A 13,961-nucleotide genomic window follows, 5' to 3' on the forward strand; every position below is an offset into this window, starting at 1 on the left:
CGGAGATGGGTTTCAAACTATTTATCGGGATTTATAATGCGGGCTACTGACTTACGGCTTCCTGTTGGATCTGGTCGCCCGTTTTTCCAAAGCGTCTTTCCCTGCTCTGGAAATCAAGAATAGCCTCATAAAGGTTTTCTTTACGGAAATCCGGCCAGCGTACATTGGTGAAATACAGCTCCGCATAGGCCAACTGGTAAAGCAGGAAGTTGCTGATGCGGTACTCTCCACTGGTACGGATCATGAGCTCCGGATCAGGGAAATTACTGGTGGTAAGGTATTTTTGTAAGGTTTCTTGTCCGATGGTCTCCGGATCGATCTTTCCGGCTTTTACATCTTCCGCAATGTGCTTTACAGCCTGCACCAACTCCCAACGGCTGCTGTAGCTAAGGGCCATGATAAGGTTGAGCCCCGTGTTGTTACCGGTAATATCCAACGATTCTTTCAGCTCCTTTTGAGCGTATTCCGGCAACATCTTCATGTCGCCAATAACATGCAGCTTGATGTTATTCTTGTTAAGCGTCTCTGTCTCTTTGCGGATGGTATCCACCAGGAGTTCCATGAGGCCGGACACTTCATATTCCGGACGGTCCCAGTTTTCAGTCGAGAAGGCATAGAGCGTAAGGTATCCCACACCCAACTCTGCGCAACCTTCTACGATATTGCGCACACTTTCCACACCATGGAAATGGCCATATAAACGATCCTGGCCCTTTTCCTGCGCCCAACGCCCATTGCCATCCATAATGATGGCTATATGATGTGGCAGTCGTTGCAGGTTAATTTGCTCCTTAAGGCTCTGCATTACCTCATTTTTTTGAAGGGCACGAAGTTACGAAAAGAATAGGTGGGAAGCTACTTTTGAGGTTTTTTAATATTGCAATAAGGTCCGCTCCCAGGCCCCTGAAAAGCACAAAACCGGCCTTTCGGAGCCGGTTTTGAATATTTTGCAGACAATTCTGTTTAATTGGCGGTTGGACAGCGGTAGGAGGTCAGGTTGAAAGAAAGGGTAACCTCTGCAAACACATACTGGTCTTTTTGCTTGGCGAATCCACGCTGAACGCCCGGATTACCGATTCGCTCAGGGGCGGTTTCATATGACCTGTCCTGCAGCAGGGCTGCCTGAGAATAAGAACCATCGGGCATCAGCGGAAAATTATCGATGCCTACATAGGTCTTGCTCACATCATCCAGGTAATCAGTCATCGTAAACCGGTAAGCTACTTCAAAGCCTATATTCATCTTATCTGTGAGCGCATATTTGATACCGGCTCCCAGTGGTATACAGAAAGCCATGGTGTTATAGGGCTTCCGGTCTTCAAATCCCGGGATGTTAAGGCCCTGTCCTTCAGTGCCTAGCGGACGCAGAAATATTTTCTGGCCATTGAGATAAGCATAGGGGTCATAGCTGAATACGCCTACACCCAGCGTAACATAGGGAGTAAAAGCATAAGCGGGATCGCCGGGAACAAACTTGAAGAAGTTGAAGTCTCCCTGCAGCGCCAGCTCAAAAATATTACTATTGAAACTCAGGTTTCTGCTGCGCTGGTAAGCATTGCTCTTATTGTATACATCGGAATAGCCGAGTTGGGCGAAATGAGCGCCTACCCGTAAGCCGATATAATTACCGAATTGTTTGCGGAAAAAAGCGCCAACAGCCAGCTTGGGGCGGTTGAGCTGAGCCCTCGTATTGAGGTCTCCAAAATAGTGTGCAGCGCCGGCTGAAATACCAAATTCACCCTCTTGCCGTATAGCCTCATATTGAGCAGTAGCTGGAACTACTGATGACACACCCAGGAGCAACAATATAACAACAGCCAGTTTGTTCATACCCGCAATATAATGATTAAAGTATTTGAGTTTAACGTACGCCAGGGGCTTTTTCTTTCTGTATGAAATGTTAATTCCGGGTGTCAAGGCCCCAGGAGAGCTTATTACGAAGGGTTTGTAAAAAGTTGTTTTCATTTAATCTTACAAGGCTTAGTGTAAAGGCCTCACGCTGAACGGCCAACTGCACTTTTTTGTCCACAATTTCCTTGCGGGAATCGAGGGCACAGATAAAATGATCGGTCCTGCCTTCTACTTCAAACGAAATAATGTTGTCGTCACCCACCACAATTGGACGAACATTCAGGTTGTGGGGAGCGACAGGGGTGATCACAAAGCTGGCCGATTCGGGGAACACTACCGGACCATTACAGCTCAAGGAATACCCCGTTGAACCCGTAGGCGTTGCAACGATCACACCATCAGCCCAATAGGTATTCAGAAACTCTCCATTGAGATAAGTGTGGATCTTGATCATCGGGGAGGTATCCGTCTTGTGAATAGCAAATTCATTGAGACCATAAGGCACGTCACCAAAAAGTGGCTTGTTCGCGTCAAGGTGTATAAGCGACCGCTTGTCGATGACGATGGTACGTTTTACCAGAGATTGTACGGCTGTGGAAAGTTCAGTGCGGCCAATACTCGCCAGGAAACCCAACCGGCCGAAATTGATGCCCAATACGGGAATATTTTTACTTCGCACCAGGGTTACGGTATCCAGCAGGGTGCCATCACCGCCCAGGCTGATCAGGAAGTCTATAGCAGACGTAAGGTCGTTCGAGTCTTTGAAAATGGAGATCTTATCGGGAAACCTAAAAGAGGACCGGATGGTCTCAAAGAAGGGTTCGTATATAACGAGCTCTATATTTTCTTTGCCCAGTTCATCGAACAATTGTTGGACTTCTCCTTTCTGATCGTAATCGATTACCCGGCTGTAGATGGCTACTTTCATAATAAAATTCAAGAATACAGAATATACAATTCAGCAAAAATACAGGATATGGGACTTTGGGATATTGGATAAGGGAATGATCGGGCAACAATCAGAAATCGTTTTTGACGTGCAAAAATAGCCCGTTTTCTCCTAATTGGTTGAAGCTATAATCAAAGCGTAATATGAAATCATAAAATGTAACAATGTCCACGCCAAACCCACCGGTGTATAGCATACGATTGGTAAGGGAGTTATCCCTGAAGTTTTTATTATATGCATACCCCATATCACCAAATGTACGGGCGTAGATGCGAAAAGGAATTCTGTCGTGTGTACGTGATTTGATCATGGGTGGCCTGATATTGAACCGGAACAATTCGTGCCGCAGGGAACTACGGGCCATAGCTGCAGCAACACCATCTATCACATATCTTTCCAATCCACGCAGGAACATATCGCCATAACCAAACATGCGGTGATTGATGTAGGGCTGATCAAAGGGAACCCGCAACACGCCCGCCGCCTGCAAAGCATAATATGTTTTTTTAGCGACCTGCCAGCCTTTGTTGGCTTTGGCATTGATCTGCCACATGTTCATATCCTTATTGATGCCCCGCTTCAGAATACCGGCCTCAACTACCCAGCCTGTCAATGGGAAATGTACATAATCCACATTCACATACTTCATATTGTAGGCCAACTCAGGATACGTAACTGAAATGCTGCGATCCACAAAGTATTTTGGGTTCAGTTCAATCAGCTGGCTATCCACACGTTGTTTAAAGACCGATAAACGGACCGCATGAAATGTACGCAAGCCCGGACGGTATGAATATTCTATTTTCCCTTCCCAACGGCTGATGCCATCTGTGAGGGAATCGATAAACATTTGTTGGTTATTGACAGTAGCGTAGTTGACTTCTCTGTTGAATGAATAAGAAAAGCCAACGCCAAAGCCATGTCGCAGGGTTTTATCGGCATAAGGCTGATCGTACTGGAATTGTAGCTGTTTTGTATAACCTGAAATGAGATAAAATCTCAGTTTATCATTCCGACCTGAAAAATTATATTGGGTGAACTTAAGGCCATAGTTGATCCTGTCTAATCCATATCCCTGCCGTGCCCATTCGGAGAGATTACGGTCTACCGGTTTCAGGTAAGGAAGAGGAAAAAGGTACCAGCGCTCTTTTACCTGGATGATGATATCTACTTCGTACCCACGGAATGCTTTCAGCGCAACTATCACCTCATTGAATAATCCTGTATTGAACAATTGCTGGCGCCCGATCTCAAACCCTTTCACCAGGTCGGGGAGATAGATTGAATCGCCTGTATTAAAAGGCAATTCTCTTTTAATGATATAAGATTTGGTGCGCTTGTTTCCTTCAATGTAAATGATGCCTACGACGAATGGAGCTGGCTGGGGGGCCTGTATTGCGGAAACTGGTGCAGCAACCGTTGTAGAATCTGGTGTTGTGGGCTGGGCCTGCAGCAGCAGACTTCCCAGCAACAGGATCGCTACTGTATAATATTTCTTTGGTATCCGCATGCAGGCAAACTGTTGCAGGTATCAGTTTTTAGTGATGGATGACTTGAAACGAAGATAGCAGAATCCGGCTATTGGCCTTAAATACTGAGGTAATTCATCAAATGATCATAGTTGCTGCGTAACTCGTTTTCATATAGCTCTTCGCCAAAATAATACTTTACCTGGTATTCATAGCGCTGGAAGGTAGATATAATATCGGAGATCTCGAACTTGTTGATTTTGAGGGTAACCAGGAATGATCCGTTATTGCCGTCCCAGTAGGTATTGAGCTGGGTAATTTGTGCATCGTTGGTTTCGACGAGCTTACTGATCTCGGAAAAGGAGAAGCTACGTTGTTCCATTTCCAGCACAATGATGCCGCCGGGCTCGCTGGCGCCGGTAACTTTACCCAGCTGTTTCAGCAGATCGGTTGCTGTAATAACACCGGCAAAAACGCTTTCCGGTTCTACTACGGGTATGATGGATAAGTTGTGATCATTGACCAATTGCACGGCTTCCATAAAATAGGCGCCCGACCGCACTGCTGCCTTGGAGAAGTGGGATTCTACCGCCTGCAGTGTCAGGTTTTCATCCATATTCATCAGGTCGTCTTCTGAAACAAGTCCCAGGTACTTTTCATCGGCTACTACAGCCAGTTGCATTACATGGAACTCTGACATCAGCTCAAGGGCCTGGTACACCGAATCTTTAAGATTCAGTGTAGGGATAGTCGCAGATATTAGTTCTTTGTTTAGCACTGATTCAGGGTTTTACCTGTAAATATTTTTTTGATGAAAACGATGGGCTGCCAGACAAACTTTGTCAAAAGGCAAATACTTGCTGCCCTCTATGCGAGCAGTCGTTATTGGTGGTTACCCTTTCGGAACAATGGGTGTACTTATATAGACGATAAAAATCAGGCTACCGCTGCCGGCTCATTTAATTTTGTCAAAAATTTATGAAGTATCCGGTTGAATTCATCCGGTACTTCCATCATGGGGGCATGACCGCACTTGTCGATAAAGTGCAATTCGCTGTTGGGGATCAGCTTCTGAAACTCCCGCGCAACGAATGGAGGTGTTACTGCATCATTGTTGCCCCATATTAATAACGTAGGTTGCTTGATCTGATTGAGTTCTTCGCCTAAATTATTCCGGATGGCGCTTTTCGCCAGGGCAATCACTTTAATAGCTTTGAGGCGGTTATTCACCGTTTCGTATACCTCATCCACTATTTCTTTGGTGGCGGTTTGGGGGTCGTAAAAGGTTACTTCTGCTTTCTTTTTAATATATTCATAATCCCCTCTTTTGGGATATGTGTCACCCATTCCATTCTCAAATAAGCCGGAACTGCCGGTTAAAATCAGCGATTTGATCCGCTCTGGGTGTTTTAATACATATAATAAACCAACGTGGCCGCCCAGTGAGTTGCCCAGCAGGTGTACATTCTTATAATCGCGGAACTCAAGAAAGCGGTGTACATATTTTTGCAATCCGCCTACTGAAGTATGGAGCAGATCAAGATCAAGTAAAGGAAGCATGGGCACCACTACTTTGTAATGATCCCTGAAATATTTGATCAAATCATTGAAGTTGCCCAGTGCGCCGAACAAACCGTGTAACAAAATCAACGGTTCTCCCTCACCTTCTTCAATAAATTTGAACTTATCCACTTGTTTGATCTCGTAATTCATCTGTTAAATCGGTTCAATTCAGTCAATTAATCGCTAAAATAAACGTTTTACCTCAAATATCACATCCCCGGCTTTTAGCGATGCAATTTTTGCTGTAAACTACTGATTATTTTGCGTTTTACAGGCCCATTTGCCCTCTCTCAAAATAACTATTTTATTGTGGGGCCTGTTGTGCAATTTGAGTAAAAAAGCCTTCCAGTTCTGTGAACATATCTTTAAACCATGGAACAAGCCTGCCAAATGTATTTATAACCATCGGGCCCAGTGGCTGTATTTTAGAATAGGTAACCGACTGAGCAATTGCCTCTTCATTCAACAGCTTTAGTTGTGACGCATAAAACAACAACACGCTAAAGGCGAGTGTGTATATTAATATATATAACACCATTCCCCCCAGACGGTTTACCCAACCCATCAATGTTACTTCCAAAGATGCCTCAATCAGGTTAGCTCCCCAACGAATGAGCAGTATAACACCTATCAGCACGATGGCAAATGAAAGAAAAGGCAACCATTGTACAGATATGCTGGTAGAATCTTTCAACCAGGCAGCCACTACTGTGGACAGTTTCATGGCCGCAGCCAGACCCACCACTAAAGCTATGACTGAGAATATTGCAACGACAAGTCCCCGCCGCCATCCTTTGACGACAGCCATCAGGAGTAAAATGCAAAAAATTATATCAATCACCATTATTTTGCCAGCAATTCCTTTACCGCCGCACTGATGGCTTTCCCATCGGCTTTACCAGCCAGTTGCTTGGTGGCCGCGCCCATCACTTTACCCATATCTGCCGGTGAAGTGGCACCTACTTCAGCAACGATCTTTACGAGGAGGGCCTTCAGTTCTTCCGGGCTTAATTGTTTGGGCAGAAATTTTTCTATTACCTCAATTTCTTCCTGCTCTTTTTGTGCCAGGTCGGCGCGGTTTTGTTGTTGGAATATTTCGAGGGAGTCTTTGCGTTGTTTTACCAGCTTTTGCAACAGCTTGATCTCATCTTCTTCTTTCAACTCACCGCCGGCGCCTTCAGATGTTTTAGCCAGCAGTATCGCGGCTTTAATAGCCCGGAGGCTACGCAATGCTTTTTCATCTTTGGCCAGCATGGCTGTCTTGAGCTCTGTTGTGATTAGTTGTTCTAATGCCATAACGCTTATTTTATGCCTTATTTTCCTTTAATTGGATTTCCTGGAACTTGGTGTAGAAGTTTTTAGCAAATACCCTGATATCATTTACCAGTTCTTCCTGGTGGGTAGCCCGGTCGAATGAATCGGCCATAGTCATCAGGGTCTGGTAATAAAAATCAGCCATTTCATCCACCATCATTTGTTTGGTCCAGAGATCCATACGGAGGGCTGCTTTATCGTTGCCATCCCAGAAGGAAAGCATCAGGGCTTTGGCTGCACGTGCAGTATCGGCTGTACTGGCTGTAGCGCTCCAACTAATTGACTCGGGGACATTCTTTTCGTCGAGTGCTACATCGATCGTTATAGTGGATTTTTTCATGTTCTATTGAGTATCAATTTTTTGTGAATAGGAAGGCAAAAATACGTCGAATAATGCTTTTTGCCGAACAAAAGACTGCCAGCGGCCTCTTCTACCCCATTCTACTGGTTTTATAAGCCCTTGTTAAATCAGGTTTAATGCTTAAAAAGGCCTTTTCTTTTTGTAAACTTACTTTGCTACTTTTGTAAGATGGTAAAAACATTTGGGGAAATGGAATATAATACGACCCGTAATCATTTGATCTACCGGGAGTATGGCCGCCATATTCAGAAGATGATTGAATATCTGTTGAGTTTGGAAGACCGGGAAGCCCGCCAGCGTAATGCTTATGCGGTGATCGAATTGATGGGGTTCCTGAACCCACACCTGAAGAACGTAGAAGACTTCCGTCATAAATTATGGGATCACTTGTTCCTCATCTCAGACTTTAAGCTGGATGTAGAATCTCCTTATCCCATTCCTACACGCGAAACACTGAAGGCAAGACCTAAGCCGCTTCCTTATCCGAAGCGCTATCCCAAATTCAGCCACCTGGGTAAAAACCTGGAGCTGGTGATCAACAAGGCACTGAAGGAAGAGAATCCTGACAAGCGCCAGGGATTTGCCAATGCGGTAGCTTATTACATGAAGCTGGCCTATAACAACTGGCACAAGGAAACTGTGCATGATGATGCTATACAAGGTGAATTGAGCAACCTGACCGATGGCCAGTTGACATTCACCAATACACCCTATGTTCGTCAGCACCGTCCTAATGAAGGCCGTGAGCGTGATGGCAGAGGCGGTGGTGGCTATGGCGATTATCGCAATAAGCGCAACCAGAAGTTCCAACACCAGAATCGCGGTGGCGGCGGCGGTGGCCGTAACGACAGGAATGACCGCAATGACCGGGACAGAGGCGGTGATCGCGGCGGTAACAACAAGTTCAAGAAACGGTATAAGTAATTTATTCCAATAACTGATTTATTGAAAAGTTGACCAGCGGGCTGGTCAACTTTTTTTTATTTTGCACTCCTTTAATTCAATCACCTTTCAACTTCCAGCCAACCTATGCTTTCTTTTGAAGTCACCGGCGGTAAAAAACTACAGGGCGAGATCATTCCTCAGGGCGCTAAAAATGAAGCGCTGCAAATTATTAGTGCAGTATTGTTAACTCCTGAAAAGGTTACCATCACCAATATTCCGGACATCCTCGATGTAAATCTGTTGATCGAGCTGCTGGGCGAAATGAACGTGAAGATCGAGCGGCCTCAGCGTGACACCTGTATTTTCCAGGCCGACAACGTGAATATCGACTACCTGCGCAGTGAGGATTATAAAAAGAAAAGCGGGCGTCTCCGCGGCTCTGTGATGTTGGCCGGCCCATTGCTGGCGCGCTTCCGCAAAGCTTTTATTCCCAGACCGGGCGGTGACAAGATCGGCCGTCGCAGACTGGATACGCATATCATCGGCTTTGAAAAACTCGGCGCCTCTTTCAATTATGAATCGGGTGATGGCTTTTTTCACCTGGAAGCGCCTAACCTGAAAGGAGCTTATTTATTACTTGATGAACCTTCTGTAACCGGTACCGCTAATATTGTAATGGCCGCTGTAATGGCCAAAGGCACGACTACTATTTATAATGCCGCCTGCGAGCCTTACCTGCAGCAGCTTTGTAAGATGCTGACCCGTATGGGCGCTAAGATCAGCGGCATCGGCAGTAACCTGCTGGTGATTGAAGGGGTTGATTACTTAGGTGGCACAGATCACCGTATGTTGCCCGATATGATCGAGATCGGTTCGTTCATTGGCCTCGCAGCCATGACGCAGAGCGATATTACCATCAAGAATGTAAGTCTCGACAACCTCGGTGTTATTCCTGAGAAGTTCAAACAGCTGGGTATCCAGATGAATTTCGTGGGTGACGATATTCATGTTCCTGCGCAGGACATGTATGAAATTCAAACTTTCCTCGATGGCTCTGTACTCACGATTTACGATCATCCCTGGCCAGGCTTTACGCCCGACCTCATCAGTATTGTGCTGGTGGTGGCTACGCAAGCCAAGGGTAGTGTGTTGATCCATCAGAAGATGTTTGAAAGCCGTCTGTTCTTCGTAGATAAGCTCATCGACATGGGTGCACGTATTATTCTTTGCGACCCGCACCGCGCTGCTGTTATCGGCCTGGGGCGTGAACAGAATCTGCGTGGCATTACCATGAGCAGTCCTGATATCCGGGCAGGTGTATCGTTGCTGATCGCAGCTTTGAGCGCAGATGGACGCAGCACGATTCAAAATATCGAACAGATCGATCGTGGCTATCAAAACATTGATGAACGCTTACGCAAACTTGGCGCCGATATAAAAAGAGTCTAATTATTCCACGTCGCAGCCGATGGGAGCGCCGGGTGGTATCTCTTTGTGTATGGTTGGCTTGGCTTTTTCCGGGGCCTTCATTCGTTCGATCGAATAGATCAGGTGTGCTGTGTAGTCTGCATTTTTGCTGATCTTTTGTTGCGCTTCTATATATGTCTTCAATTCACTGAGTGCCTTTTGAGCAATCGCTTTGGTTTGAAAGGATGCGTTATCATCTATCGATACTGCCAACAGATAGGTTAGCAATACTTGTTCTGTTTGCAGTTGGATCAGCTTTTCGATGCCGCTGCTATGTGGTGCTTTCCACGTTTTACTGATCAAAGTATTGATCATTTCAGCAACGCCTAATCCTCCCTGCTGCGCTTCGTATTGTACCATACGGTTGAGCCTTTCGGTATTGAATAGAAATGACAAGGGAAGGTCGGCCGCTGTTTCTGCCGGGGCAAGCGCGTCAAAGGCAAGACCTGTCCTCTTTTTAAATAACTCCCGGTTAAAGTTGTATCCTGCCGGGCGAGGCGGTATCAGCTTAACGATGTTGTCGGGTATGCGTAGAAATTTGGGATCCAGACAATCGATCAGTGCATTGAGGGCTTTCTGTTGTTCTGCTTTTGTTACCGGTCTTGTAACGGTTTGTCCATCGCCACGGAGTGCATAGGTGTAATACATACCGCCTACTACTTTTGTGACGGCTTCTGCCTGGTAGCGATGAAACAGGTATACCGGCACCAGTACATCTTCGAGCATCGCCATTGGTTGTCCAGCACGAATGCTGTTTTCTCCAAACTGTGCCAATGCTTTGGCTCTTACTTTCATTACTTCTTTCAATTCGGTCACTGCATCAGCGCCATTATCCCACAAGTGTGCTTGCGGGTGCAGGCCACCTGCAGCGCGTGCATCGCGGTCGGCAATGTATTGCAATCCTTTTTGCGCTGCTTCACGCAATATATTGTCCAGTCCTTTATTGACATCTGTTCCCTGTGGGAAATCCTGGTAACCGAAGGTGATAGCTGCTTTATCCCATGCTCCTATCTTTTGATCGTAGGCATTGGTAAGATCTATTTCTCCTGCAGCTGTTAGCTTAACCACCGGATGCGGATAATCCATTACGCTGGCGCGATCGCTTACACTGGATGCATAGTTATGCATCAATCCCAATGTGTGGCCTATTTCATGCGCCGATAATTGCTTCAGCCTAGTCAACGCCATTTTCAGCATTTTATCGTCGACAGGAACACCGTTTTCATAGGGAGCCAGCAATCCCTGTGCAATCAGGTAATCCTGCCTTACACGTAACGAGCCAAGTGTCACATGTCCTTTGATGATCTCTCCAGTGCGCGGGTCGGTAACGGTATTACCATATGACCAACCACGGGTAGCACGGTGTACCCAGTTCACTACATTGTATCGTACATCCATCGGATCGGCGCTATCGGGCAGCAGTTTTACCTGGAATGCATTGCGATAGCCGGCTGCTTCAAATGCCTGGTTCCACCAGGAAGCGCCTTCCAGCAAAGCGCTGCGAATGGGTTCCGGTGTGCCGTTGTCGAGGTAATAAATAATTGGTTTTACCGGATCGCTGATGGCTGCTGTCGGGTCTTTCTTTTTCAACCGGTGGCGACAGATATAGTATTGTTGTATGGGCGATGATACCGGGGTGCTGTAATCAAAGAATGAAACGCCGAAGTAACCTGAACGTGCATCAAACAACCTTGGTTGGTAATCATTATCCGGAAGCTGCACAAAAGAATGGTGCATCCGTAAAGTAACAGCATCCGGCGAAGGTGTAACTGCTCCAACGAAGGGGCCTGTTTCTCCATCATTTTTCACGAGTGTGATGGTTGCTTCTATCTCTGTATTATTGGGAAAGTTTTTGGTGCGGGGCAGATAAATGGCTGACCTGTTCTTATCTAATGTATAGTTCCCTTGTCTTGCGCCTTTCAACCGACTGGCAGCTCTGATAGCATCGCGCAGCACAAAATCGGTAGCATCTACCAATACGTGCCCATTGCTTTCAGCTTCTACTGTAAATCCCCAGATAGCTGATTGTGCAAAAGACTGTTCTACTGCCCGGCGCTCTGCCACATCATTGGTAACGGCCCGGTAATCATAGTTGGGGACAATCATCAGCACCTTGCGCCCTACTTTGGAAAACTTAACGATGCGGGTGGCATCCAGCAGCCCTCTGTCGAGGCCAACATCATTGGAGCCCAATCCGGCAGGCAATGACGTAACGTAGATCATCTCCGAATCCAGCTTATTGATGTCGAGCCAGATCTTGCCCAGGTTCTCGTCCCAGTAAAAGTCGAGGTAGCCGGGGTATTTCTTCAACCCGTTGGTCTTTTCTTCAACCGTGGGGAGCTTCTGTGCTGTGGTAAATAGGGACAGTAAAAGCAGGCAGGATAGCCAGGTATATTTCATTGCAGCTTGTTTTGGTTCAACAAGATAAGAAAATGACAAGCTGTAACGGCGTGCTGCTTAGGCTATGCGGTTACTTTTCCACCAGCGGTATCCTAAGTAGCCCATAATGGCCAGGGGTGTAAAAGCAAGGTAAACAATGCCTGTATTGAGGGCTTTAGCGGGTCGTTCGCCCAGCTGGGCTGCTGTTTTTGTACAGATGGAGCATTGTGCTGAGGCATCTACGACGCAGATCAGCAATATTATTATTAGCGGTAATATCAGGTGGCGCTTTTTCATAGTTCTGAAGCTGACCACAAAAGTACGCTCAAAAGCGGAAATGGACAAGTGAGTAGAAATTAGGTGTAGCCAGAGGCTACAGAATAGGCTCACTCGCCAGAGGCGAGCGAGTAAAAAAAAAATCCGCCTTCTGAACGAAGACGGATTGAACCTTCCAACGACCCTGTAAAAAAACACGTTCTTTATGGCTATAGGCTGCTTATTAGTTCTTTGTCATTTCCCAGGTACCGCCATCTGTTACACTTGTTCCATATCCCCAGTTGCCCAGTATTTTTCCTTGCTCTGCATTGAATGCACCAAGTACAGAAAATTTACTGGTGGATGGCGATGTGTATTTGTAGGTGGCTGACAGAATTTTGTTCTCTAACTTCCACGTACCTGTTCCTTTAACTGCACCATTAGCATCCAGTTCTTCGATCACTCCATTACTCTTAATATTGAAGCTGTAAAATGAAGAGGGTTTGTTATCACCTGTGCCGTATTTCCCTGACCATATTCCTTCTATGCTGGCAGCAGCAGGTTTGTCATTACTTTTTGAACAGGCAAATACCAGAAACATCACCAACGTCACACACGCAATCTTTAAAAATTTCATTGTTAAATAAGATTAAATGATTAATAATTCGGTGCGAAGGTAGCAGGTGCATGTACGTGTGTAAAGCAACTTTGAGTGAAGTGCAGTAAACATTATGTAACGCGTAGTATATAATAAACAAAACGTCCCGCCGATTGGCGGGACGTTTTCAATTACAACAAATCAGATCCTTATTGTTATTTCTTTTCTTTCTTAAAGGTTTCCCAACCTGTAGAGCTATAAGATTTCAACACCACTGTCTGATCACCGCTCTGGAGGGTTACATAATAAGAAGTAGAATTGTCAGATGCCATCTCGAAGAGGTCACTGATCCAAAAACTACCGTAGTTCTTCTTCAGGTCGCTCAGAAGGTTGATGGGCAGTTGTGTAGAAACAATGTTTCTGATCACCGCCAGCAGGTTACCATCTTCTGCGTAGTAAGCAAACATCACCTGATCGTTCAGTTTGAAGGTTGCTTTAGAAACTTCTTTTGACTTCTCCCAGGTAACATCCTGTGCAGAAGCGAAGTCTTTCTTAAAAGAACTGATTACTGTTTCGTTTACGTTTTCAATTTTGTTGTTGGCAAATGTGCTACTGATACTTACAGTCAGCAACAATACCCAGGTTAAAATACTCTTTTTCATTTTAAATGTTTTTTTTGCTTTTATGGCTATTTGTTTTTTGAAGTGTTGCCTTGTTCTTGATGCATCACACTATATCAGACGTCACTTCTTTGTAAATGTTACAATCTTTGTGAACTTTTTTTACTCTTATACTTTCTTTAACAATTGCTCTTTATTTGAAAGCTTCGAGCTTTAGTACCAGATTGCGCCGCAAAGTTAGTAAGGATTT

The 13,961-nt window shown here is 45.5% G+C and carries 15 protein-coding genes; 2 read left to right on the forward strand and 13 right to left on the reverse strand.

Going from position 1 to position 13,961, the window contains the following annotated elements; translation table 11 throughout:
- Positions 1-43 precede the first annotated feature (43 nt).
- The 9 genes from uppS to gldC all read right to left on the reverse strand — a co-directional run bounded on the left by uppS (position 44) and on the right by gldC (position 7,486).
- A complete protein-coding gene (gene uppS / locus AC5JBY_RS03515; RefSeq protein WP_495903167.1) occupies positions 44-805 on the reverse strand; it encodes an undecaprenyl pyrophosphate synthase in 762 nt (253 codons plus the stop codon).
- 158 nt (positions 806-963) lie between these two features.
- Positions 964-1,830, reverse strand: coding sequence for a type IX secretion system protein PorG (gene porG / locus AC5JBY_RS03520; RefSeq protein ID WP_495903168.1), 867 nt, complete (start codon positions 1,828-1,830; stop codon positions 964-966).
- A gap of 70 nt (positions 1,831-1,900) precedes the next feature.
- Positions 1,901-2,779 (reverse strand): NAD kinase, encoded by an 879-nt coding sequence (locus AC5JBY_RS03525; RefSeq protein WP_495903169.1) that lies wholly within the window; start codon positions 2,777-2,779, stop codon positions 1,901-1,903.
- A gap of 91 nt (positions 2,780-2,870) precedes the next feature.
- Complete coding sequence (locus AC5JBY_RS03530; RefSeq protein ID WP_495903170.1) at positions 2,871-4,310, reverse strand: POTRA domain-containing protein; 1,440 nt, start codon at positions 4,308-4,310, stop codon at positions 2,871-2,873.
- 77 nt (positions 4,311-4,387) lie between these two features.
- Positions 4,388-5,047: a CBS domain-containing protein gene (locus AC5JBY_RS03535; protein WP_495903171.1), complete on the reverse strand. Its 660-nt coding sequence runs from the start codon at positions 5,045-5,047 to the stop codon at positions 4,388-4,390.
- Positions 5,048-5,205: 158 nt separating this feature from the next.
- On the reverse strand, positions 5,206-5,982 hold the full coding sequence (locus AC5JBY_RS03540) for an alpha/beta fold hydrolase (RefSeq protein ID WP_495903172.1): 777 nt from the start codon (positions 5,980-5,982) through the stop codon (positions 5,206-5,208).
- Positions 5,983-6,136: 154 nt separating this feature from the next.
- A complete protein-coding gene (locus tag AC5JBY_RS03545) occupies positions 6,137-6,676 on the reverse strand; it encodes a CvpA family protein (RefSeq protein WP_495903173.1) in 540 nt (179 codons plus the stop codon).
- A complete protein-coding gene (locus AC5JBY_RS03550) occupies positions 6,676-7,128 on the reverse strand; it encodes a GatB/YqeY domain-containing protein (RefSeq protein ID WP_495903174.1) in 453 nt (150 codons plus the stop codon). Before AC5JBY_RS03550 ends, AC5JBY_RS03545 begins: the two co-directional genes overlap by 1 nt.
- Positions 7,129-7,138: 10 nt before the next feature.
- Positions 7,139-7,486 (reverse strand): gliding motility protein GldC, encoded by a 348-nt coding sequence (gene gldC, locus AC5JBY_RS03555; protein ID WP_495903175.1) that lies wholly within the window; start codon positions 7,484-7,486, stop codon positions 7,139-7,141.
- Positions 7,487-7,696: 210 nt separating this feature from the next.
- Here gldC and AC5JBY_RS03560 point away from each other — a divergent pair, with 210 nt between their 5' ends.
- Both AC5JBY_RS03560 and murA read left to right on the forward strand, forming a co-directional pair.
- Positions 7,697-8,431, forward strand: coding sequence for a DUF4290 domain-containing protein (locus AC5JBY_RS03560; protein ID WP_495903176.1), 735 nt, complete (start codon positions 7,697-7,699; stop codon positions 8,429-8,431).
- Between the two features lie 105 nt (positions 8,432-8,536).
- On the forward strand, positions 8,537-9,841 hold the full coding sequence (murA, locus tag AC5JBY_RS03565; RefSeq protein WP_495903177.1) for a UDP-N-acetylglucosamine 1-carboxyvinyltransferase: 1,305 nt from the start codon (positions 8,537-8,539) through the stop codon (positions 9,839-9,841).
- On the opposite strand, the gene AC5JBY_RS03570 is transcribed toward murA, so the two are convergent.
- The 4 genes from AC5JBY_RS03570 to AC5JBY_RS03585 form a co-directional block, all read right to left on the reverse strand.
- Positions 9,842-12,259, reverse strand: a complete 2,418-nt coding sequence (locus AC5JBY_RS03570) for a zinc-dependent metalloprotease (RefSeq protein ID WP_495903178.1) — start codon at positions 12,257-12,259, stop codon at positions 9,842-9,844.
- 57 nt (positions 12,260-12,316) lie between these two features.
- Complete coding sequence (locus tag AC5JBY_RS03575; RefSeq protein ID WP_495903179.1) at positions 12,317-12,535, reverse strand: hypothetical protein; 219 nt, start codon at positions 12,533-12,535, stop codon at positions 12,317-12,319.
- A 202-nt stretch (positions 12,536-12,737) separates the two neighbouring features.
- A complete protein-coding gene (locus AC5JBY_RS03580; RefSeq protein ID WP_495903180.1) occupies positions 12,738-13,130 on the reverse strand; it encodes a hypothetical protein in 393 nt (130 codons plus the stop codon).
- Positions 13,131-13,306: 176 nt separating this feature from the next.
- Positions 13,307-13,753: a hypothetical protein gene (locus AC5JBY_RS03585; RefSeq protein ID WP_495903181.1), complete on the reverse strand. Its 447-nt coding sequence runs from the start codon at positions 13,751-13,753 to the stop codon at positions 13,307-13,309.
- Positions 13,754-13,961 lie beyond the last annotated feature (208 nt).

Source organism: Paraflavitalea sp. (assembly GCF_059502485.1).

What these genes read in the sequence shown, in the direction of transcription:
- AC5JBY_RS03540 (WP_495903172.1), bottom strand. Translation starts at nt 5,982, where the DNA reads ATGAATTACGAGATCAAACAAGTGGATAAGTTCAAATTTATTGAAGAA.
- AC5JBY_RS03575 (WP_495903179.1), bottom strand. Translation starts at nt 12,535, where the DNA reads ATGAAAAAGCGCCACCTGATATTACCGCTAATAATAATATTGCTGATC.
- AC5JBY_RS03545 (WP_495903173.1), bottom strand. Translation starts at nt 6,676, where the DNA reads ATGGTGATTGATATAATTTTTTGCATTTTACTCCTGATGGCTGTCGTC.
- murA (WP_495903177.1), top strand. Translation starts at nt 8,537, where the DNA reads ATGCTTTCTTTTGAAGTCACCGGCGGTAAAAAACTACAGGGCGAGATC.
- AC5JBY_RS03550 (WP_495903174.1), bottom strand. Translation starts at nt 7,128, where the DNA reads ATGGCATTAGAACAACTAATCACAACAGAGCTCAAGACAGCCATGCTG.
- AC5JBY_RS03580 (WP_495903180.1), bottom strand. Translation starts at nt 13,130, where the DNA reads ATGAAATTTTTAAAGATTGCGTGTGTGACGTTGGTGATGTTTCTGGTA.
- porG (WP_495903168.1), bottom strand. Translation starts at nt 1,830, where the DNA reads ATGAACAAACTGGCTGTTGTTATATTGTTGCTCCTGGGTGTGTCATCA.
- gldC (WP_495903175.1), bottom strand. Translation starts at nt 7,486, where the DNA reads ATGAAAAAATCCACTATAACGATCGATGTAGCACTCGACGAAAAGAAT.
- AC5JBY_RS03585 (WP_495903181.1), bottom strand. Translation starts at nt 13,753, where the DNA reads ATGAAAAAGAGTATTTTAACCTGGGTATTGTTGCTGACTGTAAGTATC.
- uppS (WP_495903167.1), bottom strand. Translation starts at nt 805, where the DNA reads ATGCAGAGCCTTAAGGAGCAAATTAACCTGCAACGACTGCCACATCAT.
- AC5JBY_RS03525 (WP_495903169.1), bottom strand. Translation starts at nt 2,779, where the DNA reads ATGAAAGTAGCCATCTACAGCCGGGTAATCGATTACGATCAGAAAGGA.
- AC5JBY_RS03530 (WP_495903170.1), bottom strand. Translation starts at nt 4,310, where the DNA reads ATGCGGATACCAAAGAAATATTATACAGTAGCGATCCTGTTGCTGGGA.
- AC5JBY_RS03560 (WP_495903176.1), top strand. Translation starts at nt 7,697, where the DNA reads ATGGAATATAATACGACCCGTAATCATTTGATCTACCGGGAGTATGGC.
- AC5JBY_RS03570 (WP_495903178.1), bottom strand. Translation starts at nt 12,259, where the DNA reads ATGAAATATACCTGGCTATCCTGCCTGCTTTTACTGTCCCTATTTACC.